This window comes from Streptococcus sp. 17.1, from assembly GCF_016648655.1.
In the GTDB taxonomy this organism is placed as follows: domain Bacteria; phylum Bacillota; class Bacilli; order Lactobacillales; family Streptococcaceae; genus Streptococcus; species Streptococcus salivarius_E.
This window is the reverse complement of sequence record NZ_JACLQM010000002.1, coordinates 1-20,294: the sequence shown is the minus strand read 5'-3', so window position 1 is coordinate 20,294 and position 20,294 is coordinate 1. Positions and strand designations below refer to the sequence as shown.

Sequence of the window (20,294 nt, the reverse complement as noted above, 5' to 3'; positions counted from 1 at the left end):
TAGACTATCTGCGTCGATAGTTCCTAACGTTTGTTTAGTTTTGTATCAGTTACAGAAATCATTTCATCGCGCACTTCTTTAACTGGGATTTCAGTAATAACTGCTCCTAAGAAACCGCGAATAACCAAACGTTCTGCAGTGTCTTGATCAAGTCCACGACTCATGAGGTAATACATATCCTCTGGATCTACCTGACCGATTGAAGCAGCATGTCCTGCTGTAACTTCATTTTCGTCAATCAAGAGGATTGGGTTCGCATCTGAACGTGCCTTGTCAGAAAGCATAAGCACACGGCTTTCTTGTTGTGCATCAGCACCCTTAGCACCTTTGACAATGTGACCAATACCATTGAAAGTCAAAGTACCACGTTCCAAGATAACACCGTGTTGGAGGATATGTCCCACAGAGTTGTTACCATAGTTAGTCACACGAGTATCAATCCCTTGAACCTGACGACCTGATGAAAGACCAATAACTTTAAGGTTGGCATGACTTCCATTACCAATCAAGTCACTATCAAAGTCAGCAATAACATTGCCCTCGTTCATAATCCCGAGAGCCCAGTCAATGCTGGCATCACGACCGATACGACCACGACGACTAATATAAGTTGTGACATTTTCACCCAAACGGTCAATAGCCGCAAACTTAACTTGTGCACCGTCTTGAGCAATGACTTCAACCGAAATGTTGGCACTAGCTTTTTCAGTCGCTTCACCTAGCGTTTCAAAACGCTCAAGGTAAGTCAATTTACTGTTTTTACCCGCCACGATCAAAACGTGTTTGTTAAATGGAACATTTGAAGTTCCATCTTGGTAAAAATAGCTTTCAACTGGCAAGTCAATTTCAACATTATCTGGTACATAAAGGACTGCTGCACTATTGAAGTAGGCATAGTTATAAGCTGCCAATTTGTCCTCATCATAGGCTACAGCCTTACCAAAGAAGGCTTCAACGACTTCTGGGATTTCCTCAAGAGCAGTCGTAAGGTCTGTAAAGACCACACCTTGGCTAATCAAGTCGGCTGGCAATTGTTCAAGTACAGTATTTGTTCCTACTTGGACCAATTTAGGGTTGTTTCCAAGCGCTGTAAAATCAGGCACATTTGCTGATGGTTCATTTTCAGTAATCGTTCCATCACCGAGATTCCAACGGTGGAATTTAACACGCTCAATTTTTGGAAGAGCCAAACTTTCAAGCTTATCAAAGGCTGCTTGACGAAGGTCTTGCAACCAAAGTGGCTCTGCTTTTGCTTGTGAAAAAGCGACAATAGATTCTTTTGACATAGGTTACTCCTTTTCTAGTTATTTCGAGTAACAGACTTACGCTTCTTCGTGGTACTCGTAACCGAGCTCTTCAGCGATTTTCGCATAACCTTCTTGCTCAAGACGAGCAGCCAATTCAGGACCGCCTGAAAGAACCACTTTACCTTCCATCATTACATGTACGACATCTGGAGTGATGTAGTTCAAAAGACGTTGGTAGTGAGTGATAATCATAGCACCGAAGCCTTCGCCACGCATAGCGTTAACCCCTTTTGAAACCACTTTTAGGGCATCGATATCAAGACCTGAGTCAATCTCATCGAGAAGAGCAAACTTAGGTTCCAACATGAGCAATTGAAGGATTTCGTTACGCTTTTTCTCACCACCTGAGAAACCTTCATTAAGGTAACGCTCAGCCATTTCTTCACGCATACCAAGCAATTCCATCTTTTCATCCAATTTAGTGATGAAATCAAGAACAGAAATCTTTTCGTCATCTTCTTTACCAGCGTTCATAGCCGCACGGATGAACTCAGCGTTTGTGATTCCTGGGATTTCAGCTGGATATTGCATAGCAAGGAAAAGACCTAGGCGTGCACGTTCGTCAACTTCCAAGTCAAGGATGCTTTCGCCATCAAAAAGGATGTCCCCTTCTGTGATTTCATAGTTTGGGTTACCCATGATAGCAGCTGAAAGAGTAGATTTACCAGTTCCGTTAGGACCCATGATAGCAGCAATCTCACCAGTTTTAAGAGTCAAATTAAGACCCTTCAAGATTTCTTTATCTTCAACAGAAACATGAAGATTTTTGATTTCAAGTACAGACATTGTATACTCCTTTTTCATATATACAGCGAGCACTTGCTCGCTAATTTGCATTATTTTTTTGAAAATAGTCTTACTATTTTCTGGAAAATAAAAAGAGAACTTCCATTTTCCTTAATTAGAATCATTATAACAAAAAAGCCATTACTTGGCTTTTCAAATGTTTAATTTTTTCGCCCTTGCTTCCATTTTAACATGGTTGCTTGACGATAATCGCTATTCCCGATAAATTTTAGGAAATTGAAGAGAGGTGTTCGACCAACGCCCCAAATCTCAAGCCCTTCAATCAGAATTTCCATTCCCAAAATCAAACTCAAGAGTAAGAGAATACCACCAAGACGGCTAGAAACATTTAACAAGAGGGCAATCAATGAAAAGAGGATAGCGATGGCATAGACCACTAGAACCGCTCCACGATGAGTAAAGCCCATAGCTAGAAGACGATGATGCAAATGCATCTTGTCAGCTTCCATAGCTGGGCGCCCTGACAACTTACGGCGGACAATAGCCACCACTGTGTCAACAATAGGCACTCCAAGGATAATAACAGGTGACAAAATAGCCACCGCTGTCGCATTTTTCAACCCTTGCAATGACAAGACACCAATCATAAAGCCAATAAAGAGCGCCCCTGTATCACCTAGATAGATAATCGCTGGATGATAATTGTAAGGGAAAAATCCCATAATGGCAGCCACCAAGACAAAGATGGTCATGGTCAAGAAAATATCAGTGTCATAGAGGAAGAAATAAGAAATCACCCCCATAGTCATAAGGGAAATGATAGAAACTCCTCCAACTAAGCCATCCAAACCATCAATCAGATTAATGGCATTGGTGATGGCCGCAATCCATAACACCGTTAAAATCAAGGTCAAGACCGGCCCAAAATGAATCATGGGACCACCAAATGGAATCTTAAAGCTATCAAATCGGAAGTCTGTAAATGCCCAAACGATGACAGCTCCAATGACAATACCAAGCATCTTAGGTAGAGGCTTTAATTCCAAGATATCATCAATGAAACCAGTCAGAGCTACGACAGATCCTCCTACAACAACCGGCAAAATGTACCTGATGTAAGAAACATGCCAGATATCCTTATGAATAATCATAGGCATAAAGACCAAGGTCGCTAGTACAAAGGCCAACAAAATAGCTAGACCACCAGCACTAGGCATTGGCTTTTTATTGATACGTCTTGCATTGGGATTGTCAACAGCTCCGACACGTAAGGCCAAAGAGCGTACCAAAGGAGTCGCCACAATGGCGATCAAAAAGGTCCCAATCAAAACGAATATATAGTTAATGGTCCAAGGCATGTCTTAGCTCCATTTCGTTGCTTGTAGTACCGGTAAGGCGTCCTCTTCCATCAAAATTGTTGCATGCTCTTGCAGGTAGGCACGTGTTCGGTCTGCCACATTCGCATATTCAAGAAAACGCGCATACATATTGTTCGCGTAATAATCAGGCTCATCAGCCAAGTAAAGAAGGATTGTCATATAGTAGACATCCCCAAGTTTATAAAGCTCAGAACCTTCAACAGGTACATCCTTCAAGCCTTGTGTAAAGGTCACTACTTGATCAAAGTCAGAGAAGGCCAAGACATAGTGGGTATAGTCTTCACGAATATTTTCTTCAGCCACTTCCTTGGTAGGCTCTGTCATAGCCTTATCAACCTCTTCCAAGGTCTTTTCAAGCTCTTCGAGCTTATGGTGTGCTTCGATGTCACCCTTGTCCATAAAGTTACCCTCAAGAGCCTTGAGGAACTCTTCTGGAGAAAGCCCTGAGTAGTCATCCATATCTGACAAATCGTTGAAATCAAGGTCTTCCTTAAGATCTGATTTAGTCACAAAGACATCCACACGATCCTTGCGTGGCGTGACACGGAAGCTCAGCATCCCACTATTTTTAAAGTTATCAGGCAAGTCCAACTCATCCATGACAGTATAGAAAAATTCCTCTGTTTTTTCCTGGGGAATCAAGAAATCCTTCAATTCCATACCATGTTCTTCAAGATCTTCCATGGTAATCATGATTTTTAGAGTTGTCTCGCTTATTTGTTTCATTTCCATATGTAAAAAACCTCGCACGAGTAGTTATTTCATTATACTAGAAAAGCCAAGAGATAGCAATTTCTGAGCAAGTTTGAGTCTTATTTTGGAAAGGATTTCTAAAAACTTCTTAATACTAACAAAACCTTGTATTTCCCCATTTATACCTGTCATCTATCCTAGATTGGAGTATAATAAAAGTGAAGATATACATGGAGGTGATGACCATGACTGCCTATAAAAAAGGGTGGCTACGAGCTAGCATTGCTGGAGGAATAACGAGTTTATTGACGCTCTTTCTCTACTTATCGGGGCAACCTTATCAAGTAAACAAATCTACCTTTCTTACAGGGCTAATCGTCGCCATCATACTAGCAACTGCACCCATTTACGACGATAACCGTTTATCGCTCAAACAGCAATCTCTTCTCCACTTCTCAATCATGTGTGTTACCATCCTTCCAATTCTCTGTTTGTCCGGATGGTATCCCTTGCATAATATCGTGGACTTCTTGAAAATCCTAGCTAGCTTCTTGACTTGTGGACTGGTCCTATGGTTGCTAGCTTACCTTATCTTTGGAAAACTTATCCACAAATAATCTCTAAACCAGATAAAAAGGACTTCAATTGAAGTCCTTTTCAGTTTACTTAAAAGTAATTATCCGAAAATAAGTTTGACAGCTCCATAAAGAAGCACAATAATACCAAGCACGATACGGTATTTTCCGAAAACAGTGAAGTCATGTTTCTTAATGTAATTCATCAAGAAGCGAATCACGAACAAGCTGACAACAAAGGCTGTCACACTAGCTACCAAGAGAATAGCCACTTGTCCACCTGTCAAGGTATTCCCGTCAATGAAATACTTAACCGCCTTAAGTCCACTATAACCAAACATGGTTGGAATACCAAGGAAGAAGGTAAAGTCAGCAGCTACGCTACGACTAGTACCAACGATGATACCCCCAAGAATAGTAGCACCTGAACGGCTTGTCCCTGGAATGATACTCAAGACTTGGAAAAGACCAATATAGAAAGCTGTCTTGTAAGACATACGTGCCAAATCCGTTACCTTAGGCTCTACACGTCGATTGCGGTCCTCAATCCAAATAAAGGCAATCCCGTAGACTACCAACATGATAGCTACTACAAAGAAATTACTGAGATGGGCCTCCATCCAGTCATCTAAAAGAAGACCAAAAAAGGCTGAAGGAATACAGGCAATGACCACCTTGAGCCAAAGTTGCCAAGTCAATTGCACTTCACGTGCTGTCTTACCAGGTTGGAAGGGATTCAAACGTTTAAAGTAAATGACCATAACCGCAAGAATAGCACCAAGTTGGATAACGATATTAAACATATCAATGAAATCCTTACTTTGTCTCAAGTTCAAGAATTCATTCACCAAAATCAAATGACCTGTAGATGAAATCGGTAGCCACTCAGTGATACCTTCGACAATCCCAAGAAAGACTGCTTTTAGTAATTCAATAATAAATTGTGCCGTTTGCATAATTATCTCCGTTTTAAAATGCTAGCCTCATCACACCAAAAATGATCAAGGCTCCAAATCGTCCTTCCCATTATATCAAATTACAACTTGTATTTGAAGACAATCTTGATATAGAGATTGTTTTTCTAATCCCAACTTATTGTCATTAATCCTAATTTCCTGTAAAATAGTAAGGTATGACATTTTTATAGGAGACATTGTTTCAATGAAAAAAATTATTATAGCCTGCTTTGCAGCGCTCCTCCTCGTTTTTGGCGGAGTATCAAGCGCTCAAGCAGACGAGTATCTCCGTGTCGGTATGGAGGCTGCCTATGCACCTTTCAACTGGACGCAGGACGATGACTCAAACGGAGCCGTTCCAATCGAAGGTACCAAACAGTATGCCAACGGTTATGACGTGCAGATTGCTAAAAAAATCGCTGAAGCTCAAGGGAAGAAACCCTTGGTGGTTAAAACAGCTTGGACAGGTTTGATTCCTGCCCTCACTTCCGGCAAAATCGATATGATCATCGCAGGTATGAGTCCAACAGCTGAACGTCGTCAAGAAATCGACTTTTCAGATAGCTACTACCGAAGCGAACCTGTCATGGTTGTCAGCTCAGACGGTGATTATGCCAACGCTAAGAGTCTCAAAGACTTCAAGGATGCTAAAATCACAGCTCAACAAGGGGTTTATCTCTATAATTTGATTGATCAAATCCCAGGTGTCAGCAAACAAACCGCTATGGGTGATTTCGGGGCTATGCGCCAAGCCCTCGCATCTGGTATCATCGATGGTTATGTTTCAGAGCGTCCTGAAGCAAAAACTGCCGAAGAAGCTAGCTCAAAATATAAGATGATTACGCTTAAAGATGGTGGTTTCCAGGTTTCAGACGATGACGTCTCCTTGGCCGTCGGTCTTCGCAAAGGAGACAGCCAACAAATGGAGCAAGTCAATAAGGTCCTTGCTGGAATCAGCCAAGAGGAACGTGTCAAACTGATGGATCACATCATTAACATCCAACCTGCAGATAAGACTGATGAGGCTAAAAAAGGAAACTTCTTTAGTCAGATGAGCACTATCATCGCTAAGAACTGGCCACAATTCTTACGTGGTACAGGAATTACCCTTCTTATCTCAATTATCGGTACAGTTGTAGGTACTTTCATCGGTCTTATGATTGGTGTTTACCGCACAGCTCCTAAGGCTGCTAATAAATTTGTAGCCTTGCTCCAAAAACTCTTCGGTTGGGTGCTTAATGTCTATATCGAAGTTTTCCGTGGTACGCCAATGATTGTACAATCTATGGTTATCTACTACGGTACTGCCCAAGCCTTTGGTATCAATATTGATCGTACCCTAGCAGCTGTCTTCATCGTTTCTATCAACACCGGAGCCTACATGAGTGAAATCGTTCGTGGTGGTATCTTCGCCGTAGATAAAGGACAATTTGAAGCTGCAACTGCTCTTGGATTTACCCACGGTCAAACCATGCGTAAGATTGTTCTTCCACAGGTTATCCGTAACATCTTGCCAGCTACTGGTAATGAGTTCGTTATCAATATCAAGGATACCTCTGTTTTGAACGTTATCTCTGTTGTGGAACTTTACTTCGCAGGTAACACTGTCGCAAGCCAAACTTATCAATACTTCCAAACATTCTTTGTTATCGCAGCAATCTACTTTGTCCTTACCTTCACAGTGACACGCATCTTGCGTTATGTAGAACGCCGTTTGGATCAAGATACTTACACACAAGGAGGGGTTCACTAATGACTGATACGATTTTAGAAATCAAAAACCTCAAAAAATCATATGGAAAAAATGAAGTCCTCAAAGATATCTCCCTCAGCGTCAAAAAAGGTGAGGTTATCTCAATTATCGGTTCTTCAGGTTCAGGGAAATCAACTTTCCTTCGCTCTATTAACCTTCTTGAATCACCTTCCGGCGGTGAAATCCTTTATCACGGGGACAACGTCCTTGAAAAAGGTTACGACCTCACGACCTATCGTGAAAGACTCGGTATGGTTTTCCAATCTTTCAACCTCTTTGAAAACCTTAATGTCTTGGAAAATGCTATCGTAGCTCAAACAACCGTTCTCAAACGTGATCGTAAAGAAGCTGAAAGCATTGCCAAAGCTAACTTGGAGAAAGTTGGTATGGGAGAACAATACTGGAAAGCTAAGCCAAAACAACTTTCAGGGGGACAAAAACAACGTGTGGCGATTGCTCGTGCCCTCTCTGTTGATCCAGAAGCCATCCTCTTTGACGAGCCAACTTCAGCCCTTGACCCAGAAATGGTAGGGGAAGTACTCAAGACTATGCAGGAGCTATCTGAAACTGGTTTGACCATGATTATCGTTACCCATGAAATGGAGTTTGCACGTGACGTTTCAGACCGTGTCATCTTCATGGATAAAGGGGTAATTGCTGAACAAGGTAGCCCAGAACAAATCTTTGAAAATCCTAAAGAAGAACGTACTAAGGAATTCCTCAAACGTTTCTTGGGTTAAAAACGAAAAAGTTAAGGTTTAGACCTTAACTTTTTTAGATTCTCAGACATATAAAAAACGGCAGTTGCCGTTTTTTTGTCTATAATGATTAGTTACGACGTGTACGTCTGTCAACGAAACCAAGGAAAGCCAATAGTGTCATGAAGAGACCTACAAGACTGAATCCAACTGCAGTTGACTCACCTGTTTCTGGCAAGCTGTCTGCTGCTTGTACAGGAGCTTGTTTCTCAGCTTTTGTTTGACCATAATTAACAGGAACTTGGGCTACAGTTTGAGCTGCTTGTTCTTGTGTTGTGAAAGCAATAACTTTACCATCTACATCGTAAACAGGTACTGGTGTAAGACCTTTAGATGTAATGTTAGCGAACTCTTTAGCCAATTGTGTTTGACGCTCTTTGTCTGCATTAGCTTTCATGTAGTTATCGAAGGCTGTTTGAACAGTCGTGTATTCGCTCGTTAATTTATCACGCTTAGCTGACAATTCAACAAGTTTCGCACGTTCAGTTGAAAGAGCTGCTTTCGCCGCAGTAAATTTGGCAAAGGCTGTTGCACGTTCTGCTTTAGCCTTAGCTAGGTTACCTGAAGCATTTGTAAGGGCTGCTAGACGGTTCTTAGCAGCAGTCAAAGCTTGGTTAGCTTGTGTCAATGCTACTTGTTTCTTAGCAGTATCTTGCTTAGCAGCGTTGTAGGCATTTGTCAAACGTTGCAAGGTTGCAGAACTTGTCGCAAGTTTATCTTTAGCTGTTTGAAGCTCTGCTTGTTTTTCATCAAGAGTTGCTTTAGCTTTGCTAAGGGCTGCTGCTTTTTCTTGTGCGTTAGCATTAAGGTTTTCAACTGCAGCATTAGCTTTTTCCAATTCTGATTTAGCAGTTGCAAGGGCTGCTTGTTTTTCAGAAAGGTTATTCTGAGCAGCTGCCAACTTGCTTGCAGTCGCTTTAAGAGCTGCAAGTTCTGACTGAGTATTCTTAAGCTTAAGAGTTGCTGACTCAGAAGCCGCTTTCTTGCTAGCCAAATCACTTTGAGCTTGATCGTTAGCTTGCTTAGCAGCTTCATAAGCTGCTTTTGCAGCAGCAAGATTTGCATTTGAAGATGGTTGAGATGAGTTACCTACATATGGGTTAGCAATCTTAGTTGTGTCAAAGCTACTATCAGAAGCGATAGAATTTTTGTTGACATTGTTTACGTGAACATTAAAGGCACCGGCAACAACACTGATATCTGTACCAATGTAAGCCTCACCACCATCTGCTGTAAGTCCAGAGATAGAACGGGCATGGTTCCACTCATTACCGTTAAACATGAAGTCAAGCATAGCTTCATAGACATATTTCTTAATGTCGTTAAGTGTAAATGGTCCTGTCAACCCTTGCCATGTATTAAGGTTTTCACCAATACTTACACTATTAAATGACTTACCAGCACGGTCAAGGGCCGCACTATCATGTCGTTTATGGGTAATAGCTTCCCAACCCCAGTTATCTGCTACATAACCATCTGAAACACGATCAGCTGCAAGAACACTACCTTTTGAAACAGATGTTTGAGTTGTACCAAAAGCTGTACGAATTTGGTTAATCAAACTTGAAGCATACAATGACAAATCTGTAATTTGAGCTTCACTAAGGTTATTCAAATCACTAATTTTAACATTTTTATCCGCTTCATTATCTTGATAACTATTGTTACCACGATCACGTTTATTGACGTTCTTCAAGACTTGTTCAGCTTGAGCTATTTCTGCTGCTGTCGCTGTTTTAGACTCATGAATCTTAAGGGCATTAACATACTCTTGTGACACTGAGAATTTTTGACGAACATTAGCTGTTAAAGTTGTTGAAGATTCTGCTTTTTTCTTAGCTGCTTCAGCGGCTGCAAGGGCAGCTGCCTTTTCATTAGCTACTGTTTGAGCAGTCTCATAGGCTGCTTTAGCTTGGTTTGCTGCATTTTGATCTGCAGTCAATTGACCTTCTTTAGCTGAGATAGCAGTAGCTTTTTCTTTATCAGCTGCCTGAGCGGCTGCCAATTCTTCTTGAGCTTTTTTCTCAGCTGCTGTTGCAGCGTCAAAAACTGATTGTGCTTTAGCTTGGTTAGAAGCTGCCTCAGAAGCGCTAGAACCATTAAGAGCTGCTTTAGCAGCATCTACTGATTTTTGAGCATTAGCAACTTCACTAGCTTTAGCATTGACATTAGCTTGATCTGTATTAACGACAGATTGCTGTTTGTCTGCTGCATCTTTGGCAGTTTTTTCTGCTGATTGAGCTGTTTCGACTGCTGACTTAGCTTCCTTAGCCGCATTTTCTGCAGTAGTTACTTGACCTTGAGCGGCAGCAATAGTTTCTGGGTTTGCTTCATCGGCTGCTGTTTGTGCCTTTTGCAAGTTAGCATCTGCTGTCGCTAGATTTGCTTGAGCCTGGTTGGCAACTGCTTCATGATTAGCAACTACTGACTCTTGTTGCGATACTGCTTGATTTGCAGCGCTGGCTTGTTCTCTAGCCGCTTCAACTTGGGCTTGAGTTGGGACAGCTTGTGTAGCTGTCGATGATACTGATGCTGTTGTTGAGGCTTGATCGTTTGTCGTTACCTCATCAGCTTTAGCAACTGTAGCAGAAACTGCAAGTGCTGCAATTCCAGCTGTCGCCAAAACCTTTTTATTCATAAGACGAACTCCTTTTTATGTTAAAAATTCACTACTATATAATAACATTTTAATAATCCTGAAACAAGATGCTGACTCCTAATTTTTTAAATTTAATTATTTTATAAGCTTTCATAGCCTGTTTACAAAAACCATTAAATTGTTAGTCAAAAGTAGAGTTGCTGTTTCAAAGTCCTTTTTTAGTCTTTGATTCTGCCTTATCTTTCCATTCTATCAAAACTTCGTTACAGTTTCTTAACTTTCTTTAAACGTTTTTTTGATATAATGTGTACTCATCATATGCAAATGGAGGAGCAAAGTGGCAAAAACATTAAAAACATTGAGTAACATCTTACTAGGAAGCCTATCACTGTGCTTGTCTTATTGGTTTTATAGGGGCCATCTCGAACAGTACGTTCATTACATCGCCCATTATGGCTCCTACTTCCAAGTCTTACTAAACCTAGTCATCATAGTCCTGCTTAGTTACTTTGTCTATGCTTTTTTGAAACTCCTTCTTACTAGACAGCTGAAAAAACAGACACTGCTCCTACTCTACTTCATTTACTTTCTTGCTCTCTTCTACCTACTTTTCTTGAAAAACATTGGTACCCAAGGTCTCTCACTTAATCCCCTTTCCTTCGCTCGGGAATTATACTGGGGGAGCCACTTCGTTCCCATCATGAACCTATTAATGTTCATTCCTCTGGGACTCCTCTTTTCTTCACGATTGAGTAATCTCCTACTTTGTCTCCTGACCCTTTTCACCGTCGAATCCATTCAGTATTTTGGACATTTGGGAGTCTTTGATTTAGGAGATATCGCCTTAAATATGCTAGGTATCCTTGTCGGAACCGCTATCCATCAACTCCCTCAATTTCAAACAGTTATCAAAAAGATTTTAAGATAGAGAAGCCTCCAGAATTAAACCTAGAGGTCTTTTGCTTGCTCTATAGATCTATCATCGTAAGAAATTCTTAGATGAATACAGCAAAACTGCCCTCTGAATCTAAAGAGCTGTTCTGAACTCGGGCTAAAATCCTAGTGAAAAAGAAAAACTGCCCCATTATAGAGCAGTTCCATTTTCGTGTATTCAATTGAATAAGGCCTAAGCACTTGGCAAAAAAGATAAAATCTCCTAGAAGCTAAAATTTCTTCGTCAATTTTCCTATTTTTGCTTTGTACTTTTGACGGCCTTTGTATCTTGGGGATTGAACATAAACCAAAAAAATAACAGCCCTCTAAATCTAGAGAGCTGTTCTGAACTCGGGCTAAAATCCTAGTGAAAAAGAAAAACCGCTCCTTCATAGAGCAGTTCTATCTTCGCGTATTCAATTGAACATGACCTAAGCACTTGGCAAAAAAGATAAAATCTCCTAGAAACTGAAGTTTCTTCGTCAATTTTCCTATTTTTGCTTTGTGCTTTTAACGGTCTTTGTATCTTGAATTAACGACGAAGTCCAAGTGAGCTAATCAACTCACGGTAACGGTTAACATCTGTGCGGCGAAGGTATGCCAACAAGTTACGACGGTGACCGATTTTTTTCATCAAACCACGGTAAGTAGCGTGGTCTTTTTTGTGTTGTTTAATGTGGTCGTTAAGGTGGTTGATTTCCCAAGTAAGGACAGCAACTTGAACCTCTACTGAACCAGTGTCACCTTCGTGACGTGCGTATTGAGCAATGATTTCATTTTTTTTCTCTTTTGAGATTGCCATGTTTTTTCTCCTTTTTTTGCTCCATCCGAGTCTTAGGATTGGCTCTCCTAAAACCAAGAAAGAGTTGGTTTGTCTTTACGACCTCTCTATTTTAGCTTATCTACTAATCTTTGTCAATCACAAGATTCACTGTTTAGATTTCTACATCTTAGACTTTTTTGTCATTCTTGATTTCATCAAAAACCCAAGGAAAAGTAGGAAACTTACTATAGCATAGGCTAGGAAAATCCAACTAAAACTTGGAGATACAAGTGCCAATAATTTCAAAACATAAGGAGAGAGGGCAGACCCTAGGTTACACCCCAAGAGGACATAGGCTGTCGCTTTGTTCAACAGATTTCTAGCAATACGCTCAGAAAGTCGGTTAAAGATAATTGTCAAAACAGTACTATAGAAGAAACCAACACCAACTGAGGATAAAATCAAAATCGGTAAGTTACTAGCCACTGACATCCCAAAGAGACAAACCGCCAATAAAAACATCACTATATGCAAAAGATGATTCTTAAAATATCCTATAAGAGAAGCGAAACTTAGTCCAGCTACAATTCCAATTCCCTGCTCTAAACTAAGTACTAAAGCTGATTGCCCACTCGCAATGGTATTACCAGCAACCTGAAATAGAGGCACGCGCAAACTAATCGAAGAATTAATACAGATAACAAATCCTGCTAAAAGGGCCATGCCAAGGATCATACTAAGGTCTTTTTTGTTTAGACCTTGTTTACTTTCTGTAATCTGCTTCCTCTCCACCTGATCCATCGTTGGCACAAAAAGGAGGTACATGGTCAGAATCACAAAACCAAGACCATAAATAAGAAAGGCAAAGGTCCAATGGATTTTCAATAGTTGACCAACCAAAAGAGAACACGAAGCTCCACCAATCAACTCCATGGAGCCACGAATACCTAACATCTGAACCCGTTCTTTACCTTGAAAGCGTTGACTGATGATGGCAATCGCCTTAGCATTGATAAGGCCAATCCCCATCCCAAAAGCAATACGTGACAGTAAGACAAGAGGATAGGCTTGTACAAAAAAAGGAAAAATCCCAGCACTACTAAGTAAAAGCAATCCAGTCACAATTAGCTGTCTATCACTTAGCCATTTGTCAATAAATGAATTAAGTAAGAGCATCGCTACTACGGAAAATGAAGGGACAGATACTAAAAGCTCCACTTGCGCGGCAGAAAAGGTTGGGCTATAGTAGTCCAACATAGGTGGTAGCGCTGTTGAAATCGAAAAGGCCGAAATCAAGAGCAAGGATAGCCCAAGTAGGCTCATTTTTTCTAAAATTCGTGTCATAATATAGGGATTAGAACATCCTTTCCTTACTTGTCTGATAGTTATTTTTTCATTATAATCTAAGGAGACTTTAAAAAATAGGACCTAGGTCCTAAAAAAGGAGATGTATGCGTAATCATGACATAAGACCTCAACTTGATCAGGTCTTTCCACCCCCCTACCTCGACCAATTACAGAAAGTCACCTTTCAAAAGAATGATTATATTTGTACCCAAGGGCAAGCTATCACAGAGCTAACCTACATTTTGTCAGGAAAGGTAAAAATTGTGCGTTCTCTCTTCAATGGTAAAGAACATATCCTAGAAATGCTTAACCAACCACAAATATTTGGAGATGTAGAACTCATGACCAATCAACCAGCAGGGTCATCAGTCATTGCTTTAGAAGAGGTTCAAGCAGTTCAGCTCCCTTTAAATAATAAAGAAGAGCTCCTCAAAGATCCCGTTTTTCTCTATCAAATTGGGCATAACCTAGCCATGGCACTGCATAAACAGGGTATTACTGCCTCAACAAATGCAAGCTACTCTGTCAAAGAGCGTCTGGCTACTCATATGTTGAGTATTGAGGAAGAGGGTGTTTTTCAACTATCACCATCTATCCTAGCTGCCAGTTTTGGGACTAGCTATCGCCATGTGCAACGAGTCATCAAACAATTTATCGATCAAGGAATTATTGAAAAAGAAGCTTTTAAGACCTATCGTATTTTGCAACGACAAACCTTGGAAAAACTGGCTTTTATCGATTAGAAAAAGCCTCACTTTAACCATTGATGGTTTAATTTTCAACCCTTTTGTGCTATAGTTATAAACAAGTAAATCAAAGAAAATAGAGGTAAACAAATGGACGCTCAAACCAAAATTATCCGCGCCAGCCATATGATTGATATGAATGATATCATTCGCGAAGGAAACCCAACCTTGCGTGCTGTCGCTGAAGATGTAACCTTCCCACTATCAGACGAAGACATTATCCTAGGTGAAAAAATGATGCAGTTTCTTCGTAATTCACAAGATCCTGTTATTGCTGAAAAAATGGGGCTTCGTGGGGGAGTCGGTCTTGCAGCCCCACAATTGGATATTTCAAAACGCATTATCGCGGTTCTCGTTCCAAACCCTGAAGACGCTGAAGGTAATCCACCAAAAGAAGCATATAGCCTTCAAGAAATCATGTACAACCCTAAAGTAGTTGCCCATTCTGTTCAGGATGCTGCTTTGGGTGATGGAGAAGGATGCCTCTCAGTCGACCGCGACGTTCCTGGTTATGTGGTTCGTCATGCTCGAGTAACTGTTGAATACTACAACAAAGAGGGCGAAAAACAACGTGTTAAGCTCCGTGGGTACAACTCAATTGTTGTTCAACATGAAATCGACCATACTAACGGTATCATGTTCTACGACCGCATCAATAAAGACAATCCATTCGCAATTAAAGATGGACTCTTGATTATCGAATAAAGAAAGCCTCAGTAGCAATACTGAGGTTTTAATTTGAAGATAAAGCCTTAGTGCCTCCGTATAGCTGGGTTAAAGTAGAAAAGAACCGACTTTGTCAGTTCTTTTTTCATTATGTGAACCTGTCCTCAGACAAGCATATTGCAAAGTGTTTCGTTACCGTGAAGGTTGATATAACTTGGGTCAAAGGCTGAAAGACGATCAACGAGGAGCATTCCTCCGATTAGCATCAATTGCATCCTGATAATATCGTGCATTTGCTTGATTTCCCGCACGTTCTTCACAACGTTTCTGATGTAGTAAACCTCTCTCAATACGGTCACGTTCATCCAATGCCTTGTTTCTGTCATCTTGACAGCGAATATTATTCTGAACAGAAGTATCCATACCACCCGATATCGTGTTACTTTCACTTGGCTCATTTATTGTTTCTGAGAATAAATAACAAATAGCTATAGCTGCCAGAACTAGGAGGGCAATAATTATTGTTGCACTAATACCAAACCACGAAAGAATAAAAACTACCCAACCATACTTTTCAATGAACTGACCAAGACGAGGAATCAGACCAAGGATGCCAGAAAACCACCAAACAGCAAGTACATAGACACTAGTATGAAAGGTTCCGCCTAGGAAATTTGCTAACCAATCAGGAAAAGATAAATGTGTGATCAAAAAATCACTAAATGGTTGAAAAACATTGTAAAGAAGACCATAAGTATATTTCAAAGCTATAATAGTCACTACACCAACTAACAGCCACTTACCAAGTTGCTTCATATTTTAACCTCTAACATACATTAACAAAATTAGTTTACTTTATAATAAAAATAACTATCATCAGTTGTTCCAATTAGCGACTGACCGGTCCATATACGGTCCTTATTTTTGTCTGATTGGTCATCTACGTTGTCATTCGATGAGGTAACAGCACTCGTTAAGAATACACCTGTAGGAAGAAATGCCATAGCTGCGCCACCAGGTCCTACGCCTGATTTTGGACCAGTACTTGCAGTGAGGTAGCCATCTGTAAATTTCGCATATTCAGTCGCTACCTTCTCTTTATCACTAACTAAACCGTTATTATCAAAGGTCAAGGTGTCACCTCTACCATTTTTCCAAGTCCCAGCAATACTAGAGAAATCACCTTTTTGAATAGCATTAATATCCATGCCAGACTGTTTAGCATCAAATTTAGTTGAACTACTTTCTTTACTGCTAGAGTTATTCTTAGCTTCATTTGTACTAGTCTGACTGTCATTGGAATCACTAAAATCTTTCCATGACTCCTGACCTAGTTCAAATAAACTAGCACCACTAAGACCAACTAGACTTGTGCCATCTTTTGTATCTGCCATACTAAAGTCAACAGACTGTGTCTGATTGAAAGCTCCATTCTTAATTTCATAAGTTTCTGCCTTAGCTTCAGGTCTCATTCTTTGGAATTGTTGACAGTAGATAGTACCATCACTGTAAATCTTCATATCAGTCAAATAACCACCCTTGGCAGAAGTCCCAGCACTAATAGCAAACACAGGCTGATCCGTATTATTAAGATAATAAATAACGTGTACTTTTTCAGGAGACCCAATTAGAAGTTCATCCTTACCATCCTTATTAATATCAGCGAAACTATATTGAATAGTTTCACCTGCATTGACCGCATCAAAAATAATATTAGTTGCATAAGCTTCATCAGTGGCGAGACCACTAGGAACAGAAGATACACTTTTATTCACAATAATCGGACGATAAATGTCTAGAACAGATGCATAGAGTTTTTCGTTATCTTCTTTTTTACTAGAACTACTTGAGGTTGAAGGAGCCTCATTTTGTGATTCTTTAACTTGAGAAGTTGTTGAAGTCGAATTTTTAATTTTCGTCTGTGATGTCGGTAGCTTCTGGCAGGCGACAAGTGGCAACAGACTAGACAACAATACAAGACTTAATAGTTTCTTTTTCATAATACCCTTTCAAAAGGAACTACCTAGCACAATCTAGATAGTTCCACTTTTATTATTTTTCTTTAGTTAATTCAGCTTTCAAACCTTTAGCAGTCAAAGTTAATTTATCACCGTCCAAGGTATAGTCATAGGTGATTCCTTTATCTGATTTCATAGTCTTATTCTTCTTATCAATGGTAAGTTCTTCATCTTGAGAAGAACTCATTCCTAAAAAGTTTGCCTCTGAGGTCATGGTTGCTTTCTTACCATCAGACTTAAGTGTCACTTCAACTCCCATAGTTTTTCCCTTATAAGTTCCCTTAGGACCTGAACTACAGGCTACCAAAACAAGACTCATAGCTAAAAGAGAAACACCTAATAACATCTTTTTCATATTACATTACCCCTATTCAATAAATATGATGGAAAGTCAACTTTATCCACGACGTTTACGAGTTGTCACACCCGCAAGTCCAAGCATGCCTAGTCCTGCTAAAAGATAAACTGCTGTATCAGCTTCACCAGTTTGTGGGAGTGGCGCTTGATAGTCAGTCGTTCCACGACGGTTTACGACTGCTTGCGTCGCCTCTGCTGTTGCTACTTGTGCTGCAGAAAATGATGTCGTATGAACTTCATTTGTTGAAGACATAAATGTTTGAACTCCAACATATTTACTTGAGTTCACACGATTAGACTGGGTACCATTCACACCCTGTCTTACTTGTTTAGCTTTAACATCACGCTCAGCTTGTCGGCGTAGCGCTTCTTCTTCTTTTGCCTTTCGTTGAGCCTCTTCATAAGCAATACGAGCATCATAGGCAGCTTTTAAGTTAGTATACTTGGTGCCACTCAATGCCGTTTGAGCTTTCGCATTTGTTAATGCTACAATTGCTTTGTCATAGGCAACTTGAGCAGCATCTTGTGCTGACACTACTTTGGCGTAAGCTTGTCGAGCAGTTTCAAGATTAGCTTTAGCTTTCACAAGTTGCTCATAAGTAGCTTTTGCATCTATTATTGCTTGCTCAGCATCTTTCACAGCTTGTTCAAGTTCAGCTAGTTTTGCTTTTGCTACTGTTGTTGCTGTTTCACGTTGTGCTAATTCTTGATTAGCTACATCTAATTTGTTTTGCGCAGCTGTCAAAGCATTTACAGCTTCATCGCGTGATGCTTTTGCCATATCCAAAGCGGCTACTTTATCAGCATGTGATGCTGTCACGGTTGCCAATGTGTTTTCAGCTGCTTCAAGTGCTGTTTGTGCATTTGCCAATTCAGCTTTTGCTGTTACCAATTTAGCTTCAGCATCAGCTGTTTGACGTGGTGTTGCTACCAATGCATCATATGCAGCTTTCGCTTGTTCAAAACGTGTTTGTGCGGCTTGTGCTTGTGCTGTTGCTGTTACCAATGCAGCTTGTGCCGCACGGTTTGCAACTTCTGCAGCTTGCTTATCTGGGATTTTCAAATCAGGTACATTCTTGCTAGCATCTAGCAATGGTCCACCTGTTCTCTTATCCGTCAACGGTGTGCATAGAACATGGGTTTCAATCATAGGAACGGTACCAAAACCTTCGTCAGTGTGTGATACCGTGAATGAAATACCTACTGATGGTTGTGTTACTAATGAGATGGCATGGCCATAATGACCATTTGAACTACCTTCATAAATAAATTGGTTTACATTTTCAGCAACTAATTTATACAATTCTGATTTTGTTAACTCAACTTTGTCACCAATCTTGTAAGTACTGTTACCGTCAGAATCCAAATCATATGCTGAATCTGGAATATTTCCAGCTAAGTTTTCATAAGCATTAGTTGTGTTTTTACGGTTATACCAGTATCCCATTTCTTTTGCTGCTTCATTGATAGCTTTGTTATCATGTTCACTAAATGGATCATGATTCTTATCATATTTTTCAGCTACTAATGTCGCAAACTTAATAGTGTCAGTATTTACAACAAGTTTTGGTTGTCCAAGTTGTTGGCGAACATCGTTCACCAAATATGCGAAATATTGGCTCAATTCTGTTTGTAATTCAAGTGGGATATTAGTTATATCGTATTTTGGACCAGTTGTATCGTCTTTAATTGTTGACATATAATCAACATTCAATTTACGAGATGCTGCTTCTGTCGCAATAGTCTTATCTAATGCCTCATCCGACAATGACCCAAATGCATATTGCTTAAAGTTTTGTTTGAATTCATCAGACATTACAACATGTGTTGGATGATTAAATTCAGCATCTTTAAGGGCTTGTGCTGTCTCGTCAGCTTTCACTTTTGCTGTAGCAACTTCGCTTTTCGCAACTTGTGCGGCTTGGTCTGCTTTTTCAACATGGATTTCAGCTTCTTTTGTATCAGCGTCAAGTTTTGCATCATTTTGTTTAGCTGTTTCAACGGTCTGTCCAGCTTGTGATACTTTATCGGTCTTCTCAGCTACTGTAGCTTGTGCATTGACGACACCTTGTTTAGCTGTTTCAACTTCTTTTGCACTTGTATCAACCGCTGTTTGTTTCTCAGACTGAATCTGTGTCGCTTCTACAACTGCTTTCTGAGCTTGATTCACATTACCTTGCACTTCATTAACAGCTTCTTGTGCTTGCGACTGACTAGCTTCTTTTGTAGTTACATCCGTTTTTGCCGTTACAACAGCTTCTTTAGCAGCCTGTACTTTAGCTTCAGCTGTTGGGATAGCCTCTTTAGCAGCCTGAATATTAACATCTGTCGCTTGTGCTGCAGCTGTCTCTGCTTGTGCAACAGCATCTTGTGCCGTTGTAGTATTTGCTTTAACAGTGTCTAAAGCCTGCTTTTTACTGTCAACCACAGACTGAGCTTGTGCTTGAGCTTCTTGATTCGTATCATAACTTGCTTTTGCAGATGCAACTTGCTCTGCAGTAACTGGTTGAGACTGTGCCTGACTGACAGTTGTCGTAGTAGTGTCAACACTATCAGCATGTGCTTCTTGACTAAGAATACCTGTCGCAAGGACAGCTGTCGCCAAAGAAACTGATGAAATGATTTTCTTAGAATTCATCATAGACTCCTTTTTTTCATATTAATACCCCATTAATTAAAATACCCCACTAATTATCC

18 protein-coding genes are annotated in these 20,294 nt (G+C 40.3%); 6 read left to right on the top strand and 12 right to left on the bottom strand.

What is annotated here, in order from left to right:
* Window positions 1-23: 23 nt before the first annotated feature.
* From sufD to mecA, 4 genes are all read right to left on the bottom strand, one after another.
* A complete protein-coding gene (gene sufD / locus H7T99_RS01820; protein WP_037600141.1) occupies window positions 24-1,286 on the bottom strand; it encodes a Fe-S cluster assembly protein SufD in 1,263 nt (420 codons plus the stop codon).
* A gap of 36 nt (window positions 1,287-1,322) precedes the next feature.
* Window positions 1,323-2,093, bottom strand: coding sequence for a Fe-S cluster assembly ATPase SufC (sufC, locus tag H7T99_RS01815; RefSeq protein WP_002883600.1), 771 nt, complete (start codon window positions 2,091-2,093; stop codon window positions 1,323-1,325).
* 161 nt (window positions 2,094-2,254) lie between these two features.
* A complete protein-coding gene (locus H7T99_RS01810; RefSeq protein ID WP_037600138.1) occupies window positions 2,255-3,412 on the bottom strand; it encodes a glycosyltransferase family 4 protein in 1,158 nt (385 codons plus the stop codon).
* Between the two features lie 3 nt (window positions 3,413-3,415).
* Window positions 3,416-4,165 (bottom strand): adaptor protein MecA, encoded by a 750-nt coding sequence (mecA, locus tag H7T99_RS01805; RefSeq protein ID WP_021143484.1) that lies wholly within the window; start codon window positions 4,163-4,165, stop codon window positions 3,416-3,418.
* Window positions 4,166-4,371: 206 nt separating this feature from the next.
* Here mecA and H7T99_RS01800 point away from each other — a divergent pair, with 206 nt between their 5' ends.
* On the top strand, window positions 4,372-4,743 hold the full coding sequence (locus H7T99_RS01800) for a DUF3021 family protein (protein ID WP_002886434.1): 372 nt from the start codon (window positions 4,372-4,374) through the stop codon (window positions 4,741-4,743).
* 59 nt (window positions 4,744-4,802) lie between these two features.
* On the opposite strand, the gene H7T99_RS01795 is transcribed toward H7T99_RS01800, so the two are convergent.
* Window positions 4,803-5,657: an undecaprenyl-diphosphate phosphatase gene (locus tag H7T99_RS01795; protein ID WP_002883622.1), complete on the bottom strand. Its 855-nt coding sequence runs from the start codon at window positions 5,655-5,657 to the stop codon at window positions 4,803-4,805.
* Between the two features lie 205 nt (window positions 5,658-5,862).
* On the opposite strand from H7T99_RS01795, the gene H7T99_RS01790 reads away from it, so the two are divergent.
* Both H7T99_RS01790 and H7T99_RS01785 read left to right on the top strand, forming a co-directional pair.
* Window positions 5,863-7,410: an ABC transporter substrate-binding protein/permease gene (locus tag H7T99_RS01790; protein WP_037600135.1), complete on the top strand. Its 1,548-nt coding sequence runs from the start codon at window positions 5,863-5,865 to the stop codon at window positions 7,408-7,410.
* On the top strand, window positions 7,410-8,150 hold the full coding sequence (locus H7T99_RS01785) for an amino acid ABC transporter ATP-binding protein (RefSeq protein ID WP_002883694.1): 741 nt from the start codon (window positions 7,410-7,412) through the stop codon (window positions 8,148-8,150). Before H7T99_RS01790 ends, H7T99_RS01785 begins: the two co-directional genes overlap by 1 nt.
* An 88-nt stretch (window positions 8,151-8,238) precedes the next feature.
* On the opposite strand, the gene H7T99_RS01780 is transcribed toward H7T99_RS01785, so the two are convergent.
* On the bottom strand, window positions 8,239-10,806 hold the full coding sequence (locus tag H7T99_RS01780) for an SEC10/PgrA surface exclusion domain-containing protein (RefSeq protein WP_037600132.1): 2,568 nt from the start codon (window positions 10,804-10,806) through the stop codon (window positions 8,239-8,241).
* A gap of 298 nt (window positions 10,807-11,104) precedes the next feature.
* On the opposite strand from H7T99_RS01780, the gene H7T99_RS01775 reads away from it, so the two are divergent.
* Window positions 11,105-11,695, top strand: coding sequence for a VanZ family protein (locus H7T99_RS01775; protein ID WP_002889749.1), 591 nt, complete (start codon window positions 11,105-11,107; stop codon window positions 11,693-11,695).
* A 537-nt stretch (window positions 11,696-12,232) separates the two neighbouring features.
* Here the strand turns inward: H7T99_RS01775 and rpsO are convergent.
* Together rpsO and H7T99_RS01765 are read right to left on the bottom strand one after the other, a co-directional pair.
* On the bottom strand, window positions 12,233-12,502 hold the full coding sequence (gene rpsO / locus H7T99_RS01770; RefSeq protein ID WP_008535715.1) for a 30S ribosomal protein S15: 270 nt from the start codon (window positions 12,500-12,502) through the stop codon (window positions 12,233-12,235).
* Window positions 12,503-12,643: 141 nt separating this feature from the next.
* Window positions 12,644-13,807: an MFS transporter gene (locus H7T99_RS01765; protein WP_037600129.1), complete on the bottom strand. Its 1,164-nt coding sequence runs from the start codon at window positions 13,805-13,807 to the stop codon at window positions 12,644-12,646.
* A gap of 107 nt (window positions 13,808-13,914) precedes the next feature.
* Between H7T99_RS01765 and H7T99_RS01760 the strand changes: the two genes are divergently transcribed.
* Window positions 13,915-14,553 carry a Crp/Fnr family transcriptional regulator gene (locus H7T99_RS01760; protein ID WP_037600128.1) on the top strand — a complete coding sequence of 213 codons (639 nt, stop codon included), beginning with the start codon at window positions 13,915-13,917 and terminating at the stop codon, window positions 14,551-14,553.
* Window positions 14,554-14,646: 93 nt separating this feature from the next.
* Window positions 14,647-15,261 (top strand): peptide deformylase, encoded by a 615-nt coding sequence (gene def, locus H7T99_RS01755; RefSeq protein WP_003095026.1) that lies wholly within the window; start codon window positions 14,647-14,649, stop codon window positions 15,259-15,261.
* Between the two features lie 198 nt (window positions 15,262-15,459).
* Here the strand turns inward: def and H7T99_RS01750 are convergent, their stop codons facing one another.
* The 4 genes from H7T99_RS01750 to H7T99_RS01735 are packed head-to-tail and all read right to left on the bottom strand — an operon-like array spanning window position 15,460 to window position 20,235.
* The gene (locus H7T99_RS01750; protein WP_201035943.1) at window positions 15,460-16,038 is read right to left on the bottom strand and encodes a hypothetical protein; all 579 of its coding nucleotides are present in this window, start codon (window positions 16,036-16,038) and stop codon (window positions 15,460-15,462) included.
* Window positions 16,039-16,067: 29 nt separating this feature from the next.
* Window positions 16,068-17,222, bottom strand: a complete 1,155-nt coding sequence (locus H7T99_RS01745) for a DUF6287 domain-containing protein (RefSeq protein WP_037600126.1) — start codon at window positions 17,220-17,222, stop codon at window positions 16,068-16,070.
* A 52-nt stretch (window positions 17,223-17,274) separates the two neighbouring features.
* On the bottom strand, window positions 17,275-17,595 hold the full coding sequence (locus H7T99_RS01740) for a hypothetical protein (RefSeq protein ID WP_037600124.1): 321 nt from the start codon (window positions 17,593-17,595) through the stop codon (window positions 17,275-17,277).
* Window positions 17,596-17,637: 42 nt separating this feature from the next.
* Entirely contained in the window at window positions 17,638-20,235 is a 2,598-nt protein-coding gene (locus tag H7T99_RS01735) for an SEC10/PgrA surface exclusion domain-containing protein (protein ID WP_037600118.1), read from the bottom strand.
* Between the last annotated feature and the right edge of the window lie 59 nt (window positions 20,236-20,294).